Below are 17,253 nucleotides of genomic sequence, written 5' to 3' on the forward strand. Positions count from 1 at the left end.
GATTTGCTCAATGCAAGCAGGAGAATAACAAGATGAAATTCGCAAAAACCGTGTTGGCCGCTTCGCTGGCCATGGTCCTTGCCGCCCAGGCACAGGCCGCTGTTTCAACCCAGGACGCTGCCAAGTTGGGCGGCAGCCTGACCCTGGTGGGCGCCGAAAAGGCCGGGAACGCTGATGGTTCCATCCCCGCCTATGACGGTGGCCTGACCACACCGCCGGCCGGTTTCAAATCCGGTGACAGCATGCGTCCGGATCCCTTCGCGAACGAAAAACCGTTACTGGTGATCGACGGCAAAAACGTCGATCAGTACAAGGGCTTGCTCAGTGCAACCACGGCGGAACTGGCCAAGCGTTTTCCGAGCTTCCACGTCAATGTCTACCCGACCCACCGCACCGTTTCGCTGCCCAAAGCCATCCTCGACAATGGCGTGAAGAATGCCAGCGGCGCCAAGTCCCTCGAAGGTGGTTTGGCCATCGATAACGTGCTGCCGGGCGTGCCGTTCCCGATTCCGCAGTCGGGCAACGAGGCGATGTGGAACTTCCTGTTGCGTTATCAGGGGGTCAACATCAACTCCAAGTACGACTCCTGGAACGTCGACTCCGCTGGCGTGCCAACCCTGGCGACCACCGGGCAGGCGTTCATTTCCTATCCGATCTACGAGAACCTGGCGCAGCCGATCAGCAGCGCCGACGTGTACTACCAGATGAAGCTGTCCTATACCGGCCCTGCGCGCCGGGCCGGTGAAGCGGTGATGCTCAAGGACGCCGCCAACCCGCTGCAGCAACCGCGCCGGGCCTGGCAATACTTGCCTGGGCAGCGTCGGGTCAAGCTGGCGCCGAACCTGGCTTACGACACGCCTAACCCTGGCACCGCCGGTGCGGGCACCTACGACGATGTTTTCGTGTTCAACGGTGCGCTGGACCGCTACGACTGGAAGCTGGTGGGCAAGCAGGAAATGATCGTGCCCTACAACACTTACAAGCTGACCTACGCCCAAGACCCCAAGGCGCTGACGATGGCCAATCACCTGGCACCGGATTACGTGCGTTGGGAAAAACACCGGGTCTGGGTGGTGGAGGGCAACCTCAAGGCCGGCGCTCGGCACATCTACCAGAAGCGTCGCTTCTACCTCGACGAAGACAGCTGGACCGCTCTGGCCTCTGACCAGTACGACGCCCGTGGCCAGCTGTACCGTGGCTCCTTCGCGTTCCTCAGCCAAAGCTATGACAAGCAGATCCCGGACTCCACGCCCTTCATGATCTACGACCTGGTGGGTGGTTCCTACAACATCAATGGTGTGGTGGGCCCCTACGGCGGCATCAAGTACATCGATCCGCTCTCCAAGGCGCAGTGGTCGCCTGAGTCCCTGGCCGGTAGCGGGATTCGCTAAGCAAACCGTGACAAAGCGTCCGTGCGGTCCACTGCCAGGCAGGGGACCGCACGACGGTCGGCGCGTGCCGATCGTTTCGCACGCCCAGGTTGGAACGTCAGGCACACGGACGTGTGTCCCGGCGCGGTTATCCGAAGAGGACGCGGTATGTGTTCGTACAAAAATTATCTGCGGCTGGCGCTCGGCGCTCTGCTTGCAATGTTGCAGGGCCTGAGCCAGGCGTCCGGTTATGTCGACGTGCTGGATCTGCCGGCCAGGGTCAGCGCCCTGGCCGTCAACAGCCCGTTATCCGGCATGGCCCGCGCCGGCGAGCGCTTGGTCGCAGTCGGGCAGCGTGGCCACATTCTGTATTCCGATGATGCCGGCAAACACTGGCAGCAGGCAGCGGTGCCGGTCAGTGCCGACCTCAACGCCGTGAGTTTTCCTTCCGCCACCCAGGGCTGGGCGGTGGGCGGCGACGGTGTGGTGTTGCACAGCAGTGACGCGGGTGCGACCTGGCGTAAACAACTGGACGGCCGCGAGATCGGGGCCTTGCTGGTCAAGCATTACCAAGCGTTGGCCCGTGCAGAACCTGGCAACGAACAATGGCCACTGCTGGTCGCCGAAGGTGAGCGCCTGATGGCGCAGGGCGCCGACAAACCCTTGCTTGATGTCTGGTTCGAAAACGACCGCCTCGGCTATGTGGTCGGGGTGTTCAACTTGATCCTGCGCACCGAAGACGGCGGCCAGAGCTGGACACCGTTTCAGGATCGCACCGACAACCCGCAGGGCTTTCACCTCAACGCCATCGCCTCCACTGGCGATGCGCTGTACATCGCCGGCGAGCAAGGCTTGTTGCTGAAATGGGATGACACCCAACAGCGGTTCGCCGCCGTGCAGACACCCTATCAGGGCAGTTTTTTCGGTGTGCTCGGCAAGCCCGGCGAAGCGCTCGTCTACGGCTTGCGCGGCAATGTGCTGCGCAGCACCGATGGCGGTCTCAGCTGGACCCCGCTGAAGAATGGCCTGCACGTCAGCATCACCGCCGGCCTCGTCGATGGCCGTGGCAACTACCGCTTGTTCACCCAGGGCGGGCAGATGCTGGTCAGCCAGGGCTTCGGTGCGCAATTGCATCTGGTTCAGCAACGGGCACCGACACCGGTGACCAGCGCCACTCAGTCCGCCGACGGTGCGCTGGTGGTGGTTGGCAGCCGTGGTGCACGGACGCTGTCCGTTGAATAAGCCCTCGAACCCTTAGAGCGAGAACCCAGACATGGGCCATACCAAACAAGAAACCATGCCGGTGATCCGCGATCTGCGGGATTTCGACCACCATTCCGGCAATCGGCTGGAGCGGTTGGTGTTCAACTATCGCCCGCTGTTCATGCTGCTGATGGCGCTGGCCACCGTGGTATTGGGCTACATGGCCGCAACTCGGCTGGAGCTGCGTCCCAGCTTTGAAAAGATGATTCCCCAGAGCCAGCCGTACATCCAGAATTTCCTGGAAAACCGTCAGTCGCTGCGCGGTTTGGGTAACTCGGTACGGGTGGTGGTGGAGAACACTCGGGGCGATATTTTTGACCCCGCTTACCTGGACGTGCTCAAACAGGTCAATGATCAGTTGTTCGTCACCGAGGGCGTCGACCGCGCCTGGATGAAGTCGTTGTGGAGCCCGGCGGTGCGCTGGACCGAAGTCACCGAGGAAGGTTTCCAGGGTGGCCCGGTGATGCCCGATACCTACGAGGGCAAACCCGAGCAAATAGAACAGCTGCGCCAGAACATTTCCCGCGCCGGTATCGTCGGCAGTCTGGTGGCCAGCGACTACAAATCGAGCATGCTGATCGTGCCGCTGCTGGACAAGGCGACGGCCAGCGGTCAGCGCATCGACTACCACGTCTTTTCGCAGATGCTCGAGGAGCAGTTGCGCGACAAGATCGAATTTGCAGGTGACAGCGCTGCGCGCAAGGCCGGGGAGGAGGGCAAGGGCCAGTACAAAGTCCGGGTGATCGGTTTCGCCAAACTGATGGGCGACCTGATCGACGGGCTGATTCAGGTGATGATGTTCTTCGGCCTGGCCGTCGTCACCTCGCTGATCATCATTTACGCCTACACCCGTTGCCTGCGCAGCACCTTGCTGGTGGTCGGCTGCTCGCTGATCGCAGTGGTCTGGCAACTGGGCATCGTCGCCTGGCTCGGTTATGCCATCGACCCGTACTCGGTGCTCGTGCCTTTCCTGATCTTCGCCATCGGTGTGTCCCACGCGGCGCAGAAAATGAATGGCATCATGCAAGACATCGCCCGTGGCACCCACAGACTGATCGCCGCACGCTACACCTTCCGCCGCCTGTTCATTGCCGGCGTCACCGCGCTGCTGGCCGACGCCGTCGGGTTCGCGGTGCTGATGCTGATCGACATTCCGGTGATCCGCGACCTGGCGATCACCGCCAGTATCGGTGTGGCGGTGCTGATCTTTACCTCGCTGTTGCTGATGCCGGTGGCGCTGTCTTATGTCGGCGTCGGCACCAAGGCGGCCGAGCGTGCGCTGAAAATCGATACGCGCGCAGAAGGGCACAAAGGCTTCGGCAAACTGTGGGACTTGCTTGACCGCTTCACCACGGCCAAATGGGCCACGGGGGCGGTATTGGTCGCGCTGCTGATGGGCATCGGCGGCTTCATGGTCAGCTTGCAGCTGAAGATCGGCGACCTGGAAAGTGGCGCACCAGAGTTGCGTGCAGACTCTCGCTATAACCGTGACAACGCCTACATCACCAGCCACTACGCGCTGTCCAGCGACCTGTTCGCGGTGATGATCAAGACCGCGCCGGAAGGCTGCTTGAACTACAAGACGCTGGTTCTCGCCGACCGTCTGGCCTGGGAACTGCAGCAGTATTCGGGGGTGCAGGCGACGGCTTCGTTGGTCAACGCGGTGCGCCAAATCACCGCCGGGTCCTACGAGGGCAACCCCAAGCTCAACAGCATCCAGCGCAATCAGGACGTGCTGAACTACGCGGCGCAGCAAGCCTCGGTCAACTCCCCGGAGTTGTTCAACACCGATTGTTCGCTGATGCCGGTGATTACCTTTCTCAAGGATCACAAGGCCGAGACCCTGGATGCCGTGGTGGGCATCGCCGAAAAATTCGCCCGGGAGAACAACAGCGATGATCGCCAGTTCCTGCTGGCGGCCGGGTCGGCCGGGATTGAGGCGGCGACCAATATTGTGGTGCGCGAAGCCAATCGCACCATGCTGCTTTACGTCTATGCGGCGGTGACGCTGTTCTGTCTGATCACCTTCCGCAGCTGGCGCGCGACCCTGGTCGCCCTGTTGCCGCTGGTGCTGACTTCGATCCTTTGCGAGGCGTTGATGGTGGCCATGGGCATTGGCGTGAAGGTCGCGACCCTGCCGGTGATCGCGTTGGGCGTGGGCATCGGCGTGGACTACGCGTTGTACCTGCTCAGCGTGCAGTTGCATTACCAGCGCCAGGGCCTGCCGCTGAGTCAGGCATACCGCAACGCCGTGTCGTTTACCGGCCGGGTGGTGGGTCTGGTGGGCATCACCCTGGCGGCGGGCGTGGTGTGCTGGGTGTGGTCGCCGATCAAGTTCCAGGCCGACATGGGCATCCTGCTGACCTTCATGTTCCTGTGGAACATGCTCGGCGCGCTGATCCTGATTCCAGCCCTGTCGTACTTCCTGCTGCGTCACCCCGTTGTGCAAACCCACGTGGCGCAAACCGCTGAAACCGGTACATCCCAACGTCAGGACATGCCCCATGCCCTGACCACTTCCGAGTAAGCCAACCATGTCTGATTACAAAGCTCCTTTGCGCGATATGCGCTTCGTACTCAACGAAGTCTTCCAGGTGTCCCGGCTATGGGCCCAATTGCCTGGCCTGGCCGAGGTGATCGATGAAGAAACGGCCGCCGCAATTCTTGAAGAGGCCGGCAAGATCAGTGGCGAAGTTATCGCACCGTTGAACCGCAGCAGTGACGAACAGGGCTGCACTTGGAGCAATGGCATCGTCATCGCTCCCGAAGGTTTTGTTGCGGCTTACCACGCGTTCGCCGCAGGCGGTTGGGTGGGGGTGGGTGGCGATCCGCAGTTCGGTGGCATGGGGATGCCCAAGGCCATTTCGGCTCAGGTCGAGGAGATGGTCAACTCGGCAAGTCTGTCGTTCGGCCTGTACCCGATGCTGACTGCCGGTGCGTGCCTGTCGATCAATGCTCACGCCAGTCAGGAACTCAAGGAACGCTATCTGCCGAACATGTATGCCGGCACCTGGACCGGTTCAATGTGTCTGACCGAGGCGCATGCCGGCACTGACCTGGGCCTGATTCGCACCCGAGCCGAACCTCAGGTCGACGGCAGTTTCAAGATCAGCGGCAGCAAGATTTTCATCACCGGCGGCGAGCACGACCTGACCGAAAACATCATTCATCTGGTACTGGCGCGTTTACCGGATGCACCGGCCGGCCCCAAGGGCATCTCGCTGTTTCTGGTGCCCAAGGTGCTGGTCAATGACGATGGTTCGCTGGGCGAGCGCAACTCGCTGTCCTGCGGTTCCATCGAGCACAAGATGGGCATCAAGGCATCCGCCACCTGTGTGATGAACTTTGACGGAGCGACTGGCTGGATCGTCGATGCGCCGAACAAGGGCCTGGCGGCGATGTTCACCATGATGAATTACGAACGTCTGGGCGTGGGCATCCAGGGCCTGGCATTGGGTGAGCGCTCGTACCAGAACGCAGTCGAATACGCCCGTGACCGTCTGCAAAGTCGTTCGCCGACGGGCGCGCAGCACAAGGACAAGGCCGCCGATCCGATCATCGTGCACCCGGATGTACGACGCATGCTGTTGACCATGAAAGCCTTGAACGAGGGCGGGCGTGCGTTCTCCAGCTACGTGGCCCTGCAACTGGATGCCGCCAAGTACAGCGATGACGCGGCGACCCGCACCCGCGCCCAGGAACTGGTGTCGCTGCTGACCCCGGTGGCCAAGGCGTTTCTCACCGACATGGGGCTGGAAACCACGGTGCACGGCCAGCAGATCTTCGGCGGCCACGGTTACATCCGCGAATGGGGCCAGGAGCAACTGGTTCGCGATGTGCGCATCACTCAGATCTACGAAGGCACCAACGGCATTCAGTCACTGGACCTGGCCGGGCGCAAAATCGTCGGCAGCGGCGGGGCGCTGTACCGGCTGTTTGCTTCGGAAATCCGCAAATTTACCGCCAATGCCTGCGCTGACCTTGGTGAGTTCACCAAACCGTTGAACGCCGCTGTCGACACCCTCGACGAACTGACCGCATGGCTGCTGGACCGAGCCCAGAGCAACCCGAATGAAATCGGCGCGGCTTCGGTCGAGTACCTGCACGTGTTCGGCTACACCGCGTACGCCTACATGTGGGCGCGAATGGCCAAGGCTGCCATGAGCACGCATTCAAAAGACGATTTCTATGCCAGCAAACTGGCCACCGCGCGCTTCTATTTCGCCCGCCTGCTGCCGCGCATCCACTCGCTGAGCGCGTCGGCCAAGGCTGGCAGCGAATGCCTCTATCAACTGGACGCGGCGCAATTCTGAGCCCACGTAAATAGGACCGGGAACCTCAACCATGATGGCGACAAAAATAATTCCGCCCGCCGATGGCGCCTATGCCTATCCCTTGCTGATCAAGCAATTGTTGTTGTCCGGCGTGCGTTACGAGCCGGGCCGGGAAATCGTCTACGCCGACAAACTGCGCTACAGCTACCAGACCCTCAACCAGCGGATCCGCAGGCTGGCCAACGCCTTGACCGCTGCCGGCGTCAAGGCCGGGGATACCGTGGCCATGCTCGACTGGGACAGCCATCGCTACCTGGAATGCTTCTTTGCCGTACCGATGATCGGCGCGGTGCTGCACACGGTGAACATCCGTCTTTCGCCAGATCAGGTGCTCTTCACCATGAACCATGCCGAGGACGACCTGGTACTGGTGCATGATGATTTTCTGTCGCTGGTTGAACAGATTCACGGGCGACTTGAAACCGTCAAAGGTTACCTGCAGCTCACGGACGACACAGCAACCGCCACGTCGTTACCGGTGCTGGGGGAATATGAAAACCTGTTGGCCGGGGCCGCAGACCAATACGACTTTCCCGACTTCGATGAAAACTCGGTGGCGACCCTTTTCTACACCACGGGCACCACTGGCGACCCTAAAGGCGTGTATTTCACCCACCGCCAATTGGTCTTGCACACCTTGAATGCCGTGGGCACTTTGGGCGTCTATCAAGGCTTGCCGTTGCTGCGCTCCGATGATGTCTACATGCCCATCACCCCGATGTTTCATGTGCATGCCTGGGGTGTGCCCTATGTCGCCACCCTGATGGGGCTCAAGCAGGTGTACCCCGGCCGCTACGAACCCAACAGCCTGGTCAGGCTGTATCGTCAAGAGAAGGTCACTTTTTCCCACTGCGTGCCGACCATTTTGCAGATGATCCTGAGCTGTGAGGAAGCGGCACAGACCCGTTTTGATGGCTGGAAAATGCTCCTGGGTGGCAGCGCACTGACACTGGGCATTGCCAGCGAAGCGAGCGCCAAAGGTATTCAGGTGCACAGCGGTTACGGCATGTCGGAAACCTGCCCATTGCTGTGCCTGACGTACCTGCGTGATGAAGACCTCGAACAATCCACGCAAGCCCAACTGGCCACCCGCATCAAGACGGGCACGCCGGTGCCGATGGTCGACCTGAAAATCATCGATGCCAATGGCAATGACGTTGCCCATGACGGCGAGTCTCTGGGCGAGATCGTGGTGCGCGCACCCTGGCTGACCCAAGGCTATTTGAAGGAGCCCGAAAAGGGTGCCGAGCTTTGGCACAACGGCTGGATGCACACCGGTGATTTGGCCTCTATCGACACCTTGGGAGGAGTGCAAATCAAAGATCGAATCAAGGATGTCATCAAGACGGGCGGGGAGTGGATCAGCTCTCTGGAACTGGAAAGCCTGATCAGCGAACACGCAGCGGTGATGTCGGTCGCGGTCGTGGGCATTGCCGATGAACAATGGGGTGAGCGGCCGATGGCGCTGGTGGTGTGCGAGCCGGGGCAGTATCTCGACCGCAAGATCCTGGAGGCGCACCTGCAAGGGTTTGTCGAGCGTGGCCGCATCAACAAATGGGCGATCCCCAAGCAGTTCAAATTCGTCGCCCAGATTCCTAAAACCAGCGTCGGGAAGATTGATAAGAAACTGATCCGGCAAAGCGAATTGGGGTGAAAGGCGCGGTGGAGGCTACGTCAACCCTGACCCGTCGTACTATCGATCAATAAGGCTCGCCAGGGTTGGCGCTTTCATACCTTCACTTACCTGATCAAAACGTCTGCCCCATAGAGAACTGAAACACTTGCGTATCCGCGTTATCAGGCGTTTGAACCGGAAACGCCAGGTTGGCGCTCAAGGGGCCCAATGGGCTGTACCAAGTGACGCCAACACCCACGGAACTGGCCATCTGGTTGAGGTCGACACCGTCGCAAGCCTGGGTGGTGCTCAGGTAACACTTGTTTGAATAGACGCTGCCAACATCCCAGAATACTGAGGTGCGCAGGGATTTATTGTCTTTGATAAAGGGCAACGGAAACAGGTATTCCACGCCGCCGGTGATGAGGATGTTGCCGCCCAGTGCTTCGGTGTCCCGATCGGAATAATACGACTGTCCGGCACTGGCATACGTGCCAGTGGCGGGGGTATTACGTGGGCCGAGGGTGCCGCTTTCAAAGCCTCGCACCGAGCCCTCGCCACCTGCGGTGTAGTTTTCATAGAACGGCAGGCCGTCTGTTGAGCCGTAGCTGTTGCCATAGCCGAGCTTGGTATGGAACCGCAGTGAGGTGGAGTCGCTGACCGGCAGGAAGGTCTGTCCCGTGTAATCGATCTTGTAGAAACTCAGGTCACTGCCGGGCACCGTCACCGACAGGTTCAGGTTTTGCGAATGTCCGCGGGTGGCCAGCACGCTGCGGTTCAGGGTCGATTCCGACCAGCCGAGATTGGCCTTGAAGTTGGTGAACTCCTTGCCCTCACGTTCGATAAAGTCGTAGATCTCATCGGCGCTGTAGGTGCCTGGATCGATGCTGTCATGTTGCACAGTCAGGCCGAAATTCAGCCGTGAGGTTTCATTGATCGGGTAACCGATGGTGGTGCCGGCGCCGTAGCTATTGATGGAATAGTACGAAACACCGTCATCGTAATAATCGTTGTAGTCGGTGGCGTTGTAGAACAGGTTGTAGCCCAGGCTCACACCGTCCGGCGTGAAGTAGGGGTTGGTAAAACCGAAATTGTACTTGTTTTGATATCCCGAGCGGGTAAGGCCCAGGCTGGCGTAATTACCCGTGCCCAGGAAGTTGTTCTGGGTGATCGAACCACCGAGGATCAAACCTGAGCTCTGGGCGAAACCGACGCTGGCGGTGATCGAGCCGGACGCCTGTTCTTCGACGCTATAGTTCACATCGATTTGGTCATCCAAACCCGCTACCGCCGGCGTCTCGACGTTGACTTCCTTGAAGAAGCCCAGACGCTCCAGGCGCGTCTTGGACTGGTCGATCAGGTAGGTCGATGCCCAGCCACCTTCCATCTGACGCATTTCGCGGCGTAGCACTTTGTCGTCGGTCTTGGTGTTGCCACGGAAGTTGATGCGGTTGACGTAGGCACGCTTGCCCGGGTCGACCACGAAGGTGATATCGACGGTATGGTCGTCATTGTTCGGGGTCGGCACCGCGTTGACGTTGGTAAACGTGTAACCCTCGTTACCCAGACGGCGTGTGATCAGGTCCGAGGTGGTGGTCATCAGCTTGCGCGAGAACACCTGGCCTTTCTGAACCAGCAACAGGGACTTGACCTGGTCTTCAGGCACTTTCAGGTCACCGCTGAGCTTGATATCACGAACGGTGTACTTCTCGCCTTCGTTGATATTGACGGTGATGTAGACGTGTTTTTTGTCCGGGGTGATGGACACCTGGGTCGACGCGATATCCATATTGATATAGCCGCGATCCAGATAGTAGGAACGCAGACGCTCCAGGTCACCGGAGAGTTTTTCACGAGCGTACTTGTCATCGTTCTTGAAGAACGACAGCCAGTTGCTGGTCTTGAGAGTGAATTGGTCGCTCAATTCTTCTTCGGTGAATACGGTATTGCCTACCACGTTGATGTGTTGGATCGCCGCTACTGAGCCTTCGTCTATCTTGATTTTCAGGCCCACACGATTGCGCGGTTGCGCGATCACCTCGGCATCGACCGACGCCGAGTAGCGACCCTGAGCGACGTATTGACGCTGCAGCTCGTTACGCACGCCTTCGAGGGTGGCGCGCTGGAAGATCTCGCCTTCGGCCAGACCGGATTGTTTGAGGCCCTTCATCAGGTCTTCAGTGGAGATTGCCTTGTTGCCTTCGATCTCGATACTGGCGACTGAGGGACGCTCGACGACCGTGATGACCAGGACATCACCCTCGTGCCCCAGTTGGATATCCTGAAAGAACCCGGTTTTGAACAGTGCACGAGTGGACTCCACCAGGCGACGATCGTCCGCTTCATCACCGACATTCAACGGTAAGGCACCGAACACGCTGCCAGCGGAAACCCGCTGCAGACCGTTAATGCGAATATCGGAAATTTTGAAGCCTTGGGCATGCACCAGTGTGGCATTGAGTAGCAGTGCAGCCGAGCAGAGCAGGCGCGAAAAATTCATCAAGATCTTATCCAGAACACATCGACAAGCAGCGTAGGCGGGCGCGGATATCTCACAGCAAGACGAGTTACCGCGGAGCGAGCAGGCTGGTGGAGGTGAAGCATAAAAGCTCGGTGCGTTTGGTGCGGTTAACCAAGTGTCAAGTTAGGTAAAGGTTGGCCCGGGGCGATGACGCTGTGCAGTGCAAGGGCGATAATGCGCCGATACCCATTCAAGAGCTCGCCATGATCTGCGTATTGCTAGTTGACGATGACCAGGAACTGACTGGAATGCTCAGCCAATACCTGGAGCGTGAAGGCTTTGAGGTGACAGCAGTGCACACGGGCGAGGAGGGTGAGGTCCAAGCGCTGTCCGGCCGCTACAGCATCGTGGTACTGGACGTGATGCTGCCGCGACTGTCGGGTATCGAGGTGCTCAGGCGCATTCGGGCTGCAAGCCAGGTGCCGGTAGTGTTGCTCACCGCCCGAGGCGACAACATAGACAAGATCACCGGCCTGGAACTGGGCGCCGATGACTATGTGCCCAAGCCCAGTTCGCCGGGGGAATTGGTGGCACGTTTACGGGCAATCATGCGCAGGGTGCAGCCGGTGGATCAGCCAACCACCGAAGTGATCAGGACTGGCCCTCTGGTCTTGTGGCCCGGCAAGCGTCAGGCCCTCTGGCAGGGGCGCGAGCTGGGGGTGACCAGTACCGAATTCAGCTTGCTCGAAGAGCTGGCCCGCTGTGCCGGGCAGGTGGTGAGCAAGCAGGATCTGTCGTTCAATGCCTTGGGGTGTCCCTTGACTCGCTACGACCGGCGTATCGACGTGCACATCAGCAGCATTCGCCAGAAGCTGGGGCCGCGGCCCGACGCCAAGGCCTGGATTCAGAGCGTGCGTGGCCTCGGTTACCTGTTGATCGCCGAATGATGAAACCCAGCCGGCTGTTCTGGAAACTGTTCCTGGCCTTTTGGCTGGCCACCAGCCTGACGTTTTTGGTCGGGTTGGGCGTTCTGGTGCTGGGCAGTTTCAGGCCCGGTGATCCTCATCTGGAAGCGATCCTTGCCAGCGAAGAGCAGCTGCTGCGCCAGTTTGGCGTCGAGTCGGGCCGGCAGCTGCTGACGGTGTGGGAGCACCCCGGTGACCAGGCCATTGGCGTGTATGACAGTGCAGGCCAGCTGCTGGCGGGGTCGCCGGTTCCGCAACCGGCTTATGAGCGATCGGTCATCAGCAAGGACGGTATGGCGCTGTCGCTCAGGTCTACACATTCCCTTGGCAAGGAGGGTGACAGGGGGCCGGGGCGCTCGATTCCGTTGTTCATCGGCACGGTGATGAGTGCGCTGTTCAGCGGGTATATGGCGTATTACCTGGCGTGGCCGTTGGCCTACCTCAGGCGGGCGATGAGCAACGTGGCCCAAGGGCGCTTTGAAGCCCGGGTCAAGCCGATGATGGGTAAGCGTCGCGATGAAATCGTTGATCTGGCCGAGGACTGCGACCGGATGGCCAATCAGCTGAAACTGCTGGTGGAGGCCCAGCAACATCTGTTGCACGACATCTCTCACGAACTGCGTTCACCGTTGACGCGCATGCAAGCGGCTATCGGGCTGTTGCAGCAAGATCCTGCACGCCTGGAAATGGTGGAGCGCATCGATCGCGAGTCGGTGCGCATGGATACGCTGATCGAGGCGTTGTTGACCCTGGCGCGCATGCAGGGTCGGCCCGAGAGTATCGAGCGCGAGCCAATTGATATCGTCGAGATGCTGTCGGTGATCGTCGAGGACGCTCAATTCGAGGCGCAAATGAAAGGTTGCCGGGTAAGCCTGCAGGCGTGTCCGGCCTTTGTCAGTCGTGTCAGCGGCGAACTGCTGTATCGGTGTTTCGAGAACGTCATTCGAAACGCGGTGCGCTATACCAAGCCGAACACGACTGTTGTTGTAGTGGCTGAGGTCAATCTCGACGCAGACTACCTGACGGTGCAGATTACCGACCGGGGGCCGGGTGTTGAAAACGAGCGATTGCAGGACATTTTTCACCCGTTCGAGCGCGGCCTGAACGAGGCCAGTGCCGGTTTCGGGCTGGGCCTGGCGATTGCCTCAAGGGCCGTGGAAATGCACGGCGGCACGATCGTGGCGCGCAACGAGCCGTCAGGTGGGCTGACCGTGGAAATCAGTTTGCCCCGTCAGGCATGATCTTTACACGATATTACATTGGCTTGACGGCCCTGTACGCCCCGTCTCAGTAGACTCCCCGCTCAAACTTACTCAGCGTTTGCTGATGTTTTAGTGAAGTTATTGAGTGGAGGTGGTCATGTTTCTGGTTCATAAAAAGGGCTTCGTTGCCGGCAAGAAAATGGTGGACGGGCTTGTGCCCTATGACTTTTTTTGCGAAGACAATCCGGCCATCAACCTGTTTGTGTTTACGGGTTCCGCCGCGCAGGACCAAACGGTCGAGGAACAGACACTCTGGGGTTTTACCCGTCTGGAGCGCTTTGAGGCACTGACCGGCACCCTCGTGTCGAACAAGAAGAATGAAGGCTGGTTTCAAACGGTCAATGTACTCACTGGCCCTGCCCAGAACGGTACTCAGGGCGTGAAGTTTCAGCGGGTGCTGAAAATCATCAAGCATTGCGGTGCATCGGGCCGTGTCGCCAGCAAGGTCGACTACGAGATCCAGACAGATGAAGGCGACACCTACTTCACCCACCGCCTTGCGACATCCGACAGCGCGCAAACCATCATCTATGCGGCCGATCAATAACGGTAATCTCGACGACGCTTCAGGCGTCGGCGAGCTGAAACCGATAGCCCACGCCATACAACGATTCGATGGGATGCTCCCCCGGGCAGGCCTGTTCGAGCTTGCGCCGCAGATTACGGATATGGCTGTCGACCGTGCGGTCGGTGACCACCCGGTGATCGGAGTAGATCCTGTCAAGCAACTGATCCCGGGAAAACACGCGTCCCGGAGAGCGGGCGAGGGTACTGAGCAAGCGCAGTTCCAGAGGCGTCAGGTCCAGTGCCACACCGTCGAGGGAGGCTTGGTACTGTGCTTCGTCAATCTGTAGACGCGGTGCTGCAGAGGTCAAAAGATGCGGGCTGCGTCGCAGGATGGCTTTGACCCTGGCGACCACTTCGCGAGGGCTGAAGGGTTTGCAGATGTAGTCGTCGGCGCCCAGATCCAGCCCGAGCAGGCGATCCACTTCCTCGACTCGGGCGGTGATCATGATGATAGGCACGGCACTGAAGCCGCGCAGTTCCTTGCACACTTGCAGACCGTCGCGCCCAGGCAGCATCAGGTCGAGCAGGATCAGCCGCGGCTCGCGGGCACGCACCGCCGGCACCACCTCCAGTCCGTTGTCCAGGCACTGGGTCGCATAGCCAGCGGCGCACAGGTAGTCGCGCATCAACGCGGCCAGTTTGGGTTCGTCTTCGACGATGAGGATCGGGCTGTCGTTGACCATGGTCAGGCGTTCCGTGGCAGGCGCAGGGTCAGCCAAAGGCCACCCAAAGGAGAGTGATCGGCACTGAGGCTGCCGCCATGGGCCAGGGCGATGCTGTGACAGATGGCCAGCCCCAGACCAGCGCCACCACTGGCGCGATTGCGAGAGGCTTCGCCGCGGTAGAAACGCTCGAACAGCCGTGGCAACTGATCCGCGTCGACCCCAGGCCCGGAATCAAGAAAATCGATGCGTACGATGTCGCCATCGCTGGCTGCGTGAATGCGTAGCACGCCGCCCTCATCGGTATAACGGACGGCGTTTTCCAGCAGATTGCCGAACAGTTGCTGCAAGCGCTTGGGGTCGGCCTCCAACCGCAGCCGCGAGGTCGGTAGCTCCAGCTCCAGGCGCAAATGCCGGGCATTGCAGCGTTCCTGGAACATCGCCACGCAACTGTCCAGCAGCTCGTTGAGATCGCATTCGCACTTGCGGTATGTCAGTGCACCCACATCGGCCAGAGACAGCTCATACAGGTCATCCACCAGTTTGCTGAGCATGCCGACTTCGCCTTGCAGCGATTTCATCGAGGATTGATCGAGGGTGCGCACACCGTCCTCGATGGCCTCCAGTTCACCACGCAACACCGACAGTGGGGTCCGCAGCTCATGGGAAACATCGGCCATGAACTCCCGGCGCATTTTTTCGTTGCGCTCCAGCGTATACGCCAGCTGATTGAAGTCGCGAGCCAGCTGACCGACTTCGTCATTGGAAGACACCGCCACCCGGTTGCTGTATTCCCCGGCGGCCAGTCGGTGCGTGGCGGCGGCCACCCGCTTGACCGGGTCAAGCAGGGTGCGGGCGATCCACCAGGCGATCAGCATCGCCAGCAGCAATGAGAGCACGCCCACGGCCAGACTGGTGCGCAACAGATATAGGCGAAAGCGTTCGCCGCCGGCTTCGGTCACGTTCTGGAATGGCGTTACCGCCAGCCAGCCGACGGTTTTACCGGCGACCTCGATAGGGCGCATCAGGGCATCGTCGGCAATCGCCGAGTAGCCCATGACGAGTTGCTTTTGCTGGTCCAGCAGGGCGATGCGAAACACCGCGCCGGTCAGGTCGGACATGGGCAGGGTAGGCAGCTGTGGGCCGGTAGGTTTTTCGCCTGGCTCCGGACGCATGAGCTCGAACCAGCGATCCGGCTGGTTGCGCAGGAATTCCCAGCTGCCTTCGCGCTCGTAGGCGCTGGCCAGGCGCGGCAGCACCGGCGTCATGCGCGCCAGGGCCTGTTCGTTGAGGTAGTCGAGAAAACCTTTGCCAAAGCTCCAGCCGTTGGCCACCCCCATGCTCAAAATGACAAACAGCACGCTGGCCAGTACGGCAATAAACAGCTTGGTGGAAATGCTCAGTTTCATGGGCTCGGGCAGGTCGGTGAATGGCCCGCCCATTTAGGCCCTGGCGCGACGAAGATTCAAGGGCGGCGGGCAATCTTCAATTTTCCTGCACATTTGCCTCGCAGTATGGCGCCTGACTTGCTCCATCCCGTCTTGCAGAGGCATTTATGTCGACCAAACTATTCGCCAAATCCCTGGTGACCGCCGCCGTTCTACTGTCCTTGATTGTTCTGCTCGTGTTGAGCGGTTGCTCCCCCGGCGAATCCGCGCCCGTGATCGAACCGCCCAAAGTGTCAGTGATCACGGTGCAGCCCAAAAGCCAGGCGCTGACCACGGAACTGGCCGGGCGCACTCAAGCGTCCATGGTCGCCGAGATCCGCCCGCAGGTCGGCGGTATCGTCCAGCAGCGGCTGTTTGTCGAAGGCGCCGAGGTCAAGGCCGGGCAGGCGCTGTATCAGCTGGACGCGTCTTCTTACAAGGCCGCGTTGGCTGAAGCACAGGCGACCCTGGCCAAGGCGCGCGCCACATTGAAGTCGGCCCAGGCCACGGCCAAGCGCAATGCTCAGTTGGCGAAGATCGATGCCATCAGCCAGCAGGACAACGAGGATGCTCAAGCCAGTCTGCTGACCGCCGAAGCTGAGCTGCAAGTGGCCCAGGCCGGCGTGGATACAGCTCGCATCAACCTGGCCTATACCCGCATCAGCTCACCCGTCAGCGGGCGCATCGAAACCTCGACGGTCACTCCCGGTGCATTGGTGGTGGCCAATCAGGACAGCGCACTGACCACGGTGCAGCAACTGGACCCGATCTACGTTGACGTCACTCAATCGACCACCGAGCTGTTGCGCCTCAAGCGCGACCTTGCCAGCGGCGTGCTGCAAAGCAACGGCGAGGGCGAAGCGCGGATCAGCCTCAAGCTCGACGACGGCAGCACGTACGCCCATGAAGGCCGCTTGAAATTCAGCGGCGTCAGCGTCAATGAGGGCACCGGCACCGTGACCTTGCGGGCAGAAATCGCCAACCCGGACCGGCTGTTGCTGCCGGGCATGTATGTGCGGGCGGTGCTGGAACAGGCCCGGGACGATCAGGCGATCCTGATCCCGCAGCAGGCGGTGACCCGCAGTGCCAGCGGTGTGACGTCGGTGCTGCTGGTGGTCAACGGCAAGGTCGAGCAACGCGTGCTGACCATCGACCGCGCCGTGGGCAACCAGTGGTGGGTCACATCCGGCCTCACGGCGGGTGACCAGGTGATAATCGAGGGCGGGCAGAAAGTCCGGGTCGGCGCGTCGGTGTTGGCGCAAAACCCCGGTACTCGCAGCCGCACGCCGCGATCGGCGTCTACTGCCATTGCGCAGGAGGGCTGACC

12 protein-coding genes are annotated in these 17,253 nt (G+C 60.3%); 9 read left to right on the forward strand and 3 right to left on the reverse strand.

What is annotated here, in order from left to right; genetic code table 11:
• Positions 1-32: 32 nt before the first annotated feature.
• The 5 genes from MMG91_RS22555 to MMG91_RS22575 all read left to right on the forward strand — a co-directional run bounded on the left by MMG91_RS22555 (position 33) and on the right by MMG91_RS22575 (position 8,621).
• The gene (locus MMG91_RS22555) at positions 33-1,391 is read left to right on the forward strand and encodes a DUF1329 domain-containing protein (protein ID WP_310660761.1); all 1,359 of its coding nucleotides are present in this window, start codon (positions 33-35) and stop codon (positions 1,389-1,391) included.
• Between the two features lie 147 nt (positions 1,392-1,538).
• A complete protein-coding gene (locus MMG91_RS22560; protein WP_310660762.1) occupies positions 1,539-2,612 on the forward strand; it encodes a YCF48-related protein in 1,074 nt (357 codons plus the stop codon).
• 31 nt (positions 2,613-2,643) lie between these two features.
• Positions 2,644-5,160: an MMPL family transporter gene (locus tag MMG91_RS22565; protein WP_310660763.1), complete on the forward strand. Its 2,517-nt coding sequence runs from the start codon at positions 2,644-2,646 to the stop codon at positions 5,158-5,160.
• Between the two features lie 7 nt (positions 5,161-5,167).
• Positions 5,168-6,946, forward strand: coding sequence for an acyl-CoA dehydrogenase C-terminal domain-containing protein (locus tag MMG91_RS22570; protein ID WP_310660764.1), 1,779 nt, complete (start codon positions 5,168-5,170; stop codon positions 6,944-6,946).
• Positions 6,947-6,977: 31 nt separating this feature from the next.
• Positions 6,978-8,621 (forward strand): fatty acid--CoA ligase, encoded by a 1,644-nt coding sequence (locus tag MMG91_RS22575; RefSeq protein ID WP_310660765.1) that lies wholly within the window; start codon positions 6,978-6,980, stop codon positions 8,619-8,621.
• 94 nt (positions 8,622-8,715) lie between these two features.
• Here the strand turns inward: MMG91_RS22575 and bamA are convergent, their stop codons facing one another.
• Positions 8,716-11,082 (reverse strand): outer membrane protein assembly factor BamA, encoded by a 2,367-nt coding sequence (gene bamA, locus MMG91_RS22580; RefSeq protein ID WP_310660766.1) that lies wholly within the window; start codon positions 11,080-11,082, stop codon positions 8,716-8,718.
• A gap of 224 nt (positions 11,083-11,306) precedes the next feature.
• On the opposite strand from bamA, the gene MMG91_RS22585 reads away from it, so the two are divergent.
• From MMG91_RS22585 to MMG91_RS22595, 3 genes are all read left to right on the forward strand, one after another.
• Positions 11,307-11,990 (forward strand): response regulator transcription factor, encoded by a 684-nt coding sequence (locus MMG91_RS22585; RefSeq protein WP_305445645.1) that lies wholly within the window; start codon positions 11,307-11,309, stop codon positions 11,988-11,990.
• Positions 11,987-13,249, forward strand: coding sequence for an ATP-binding protein (locus tag MMG91_RS22590; protein WP_310660767.1), 1,263 nt, complete (start codon positions 11,987-11,989; stop codon positions 13,247-13,249). The genes MMG91_RS22585 and MMG91_RS22590 overlap by 4 nt, the downstream gene beginning before the upstream one ends.
• Positions 13,250-13,367: 118 nt before the next feature.
• Complete coding sequence (locus MMG91_RS22595) at positions 13,368-13,817, forward strand: hypothetical protein (protein ID WP_310660785.1); 450 nt, start codon at positions 13,368-13,370, stop codon at positions 13,815-13,817.
• Between the two features lie 19 nt (positions 13,818-13,836).
• Here the strand turns inward: MMG91_RS22595 and MMG91_RS22600 are convergent, their stop codons facing one another.
• Both MMG91_RS22600 and baeS read right to left on the reverse strand, forming a co-directional pair.
• Positions 13,837-14,520, reverse strand: a complete 684-nt coding sequence (locus tag MMG91_RS22600; protein ID WP_305445643.1) for a response regulator — start codon at positions 14,518-14,520, stop codon at positions 13,837-13,839.
• Positions 14,521-14,522: 2 nt separating this feature from the next.
• The gene (gene baeS, locus MMG91_RS22605; protein ID WP_310660768.1) at positions 14,523-15,941 is read right to left on the reverse strand and encodes a sensor histidine kinase efflux regulator BaeS; all 1,419 of its coding nucleotides are present in this window, start codon (positions 15,939-15,941) and stop codon (positions 14,523-14,525) included.
• Positions 15,942-16,054: 113 nt separating this feature from the next.
• Between baeS and MMG91_RS22610 the strand changes: the two genes are divergently transcribed.
• Positions 16,055-17,251 carry an efflux RND transporter periplasmic adaptor subunit gene (locus MMG91_RS22610; RefSeq protein ID WP_310660769.1) on the forward strand — a complete coding sequence of 399 codons (1,197 nt, stop codon included), beginning with the start codon at positions 16,055-16,057 and terminating at the stop codon, positions 17,249-17,251.
• Positions 17,252-17,253: the final 2 nt, after the last annotated feature.

The organism is Pseudomonas sp. JL3, assembly GCF_031570575.1.
Classification (GTDB): domain Bacteria; phylum Pseudomonadota; class Gammaproteobacteria; order Pseudomonadales; family Pseudomonadaceae; genus Aquipseudomonas; species Aquipseudomonas cucumis.

Excerpts from the sequence above, each read along its gene's own strand:
- MMG91_RS22560 (WP_310660762.1), top strand. The coding sequence starts at position 1,539 with ATGTGTTCGTACAAAAATTATCTGCGGCTGGCGCTCGGCGCTCTGCTT.
- baeS (WP_310660768.1), bottom strand. The coding sequence starts at position 15,941 with ATGGGCGGGCCATTCACCGACCTGCCCGAGCCCATGAAACTGAGCATT.
- MMG91_RS22590 (WP_310660767.1), top strand. The coding sequence starts at position 11,987 with ATGATGAAACCCAGCCGGCTGTTCTGGAAACTGTTCCTGGCCTTTTGG.
- bamA (WP_310660766.1), bottom strand. The coding sequence starts at position 11,082 with ATGAATTTTTCGCGCCTGCTCTGCTCGGCTGCACTGCTACTCAATGCC.
- MMG91_RS22575 (WP_310660765.1), top strand. The coding sequence starts at position 6,978 with ATGATGGCGACAAAAATAATTCCGCCCGCCGATGGCGCCTATGCCTAT.
- MMG91_RS22610 (WP_310660769.1), top strand. The coding sequence starts at position 16,055 with ATGTCGACCAAACTATTCGCCAAATCCCTGGTGACCGCCGCCGTTCTA.
- MMG91_RS22600 (WP_305445643.1), bottom strand. The coding sequence starts at position 14,520 with ATGGTCAACGACAGCCCGATCCTCATCGTCGAAGACGAACCCAAACTG.
- MMG91_RS22570 (WP_310660764.1), top strand. The coding sequence starts at position 5,168 with ATGTCTGATTACAAAGCTCCTTTGCGCGATATGCGCTTCGTACTCAAC.
- MMG91_RS22585 (WP_305445645.1), top strand. The coding sequence starts at position 11,307 with ATGATCTGCGTATTGCTAGTTGACGATGACCAGGAACTGACTGGAATG.
- MMG91_RS22595 (WP_310660785.1), top strand. The coding sequence starts at position 13,368 with ATGTTTCTGGTTCATAAAAAGGGCTTCGTTGCCGGCAAGAAAATGGTG.
- MMG91_RS22565 (WP_310660763.1), top strand. The coding sequence starts at position 2,644 with ATGGGCCATACCAAACAAGAAACCATGCCGGTGATCCGCGATCTGCGG.
- MMG91_RS22555 (WP_310660761.1), top strand. The coding sequence starts at position 33 with ATGAAATTCGCAAAAACCGTGTTGGCCGCTTCGCTGGCCATGGTCCTT.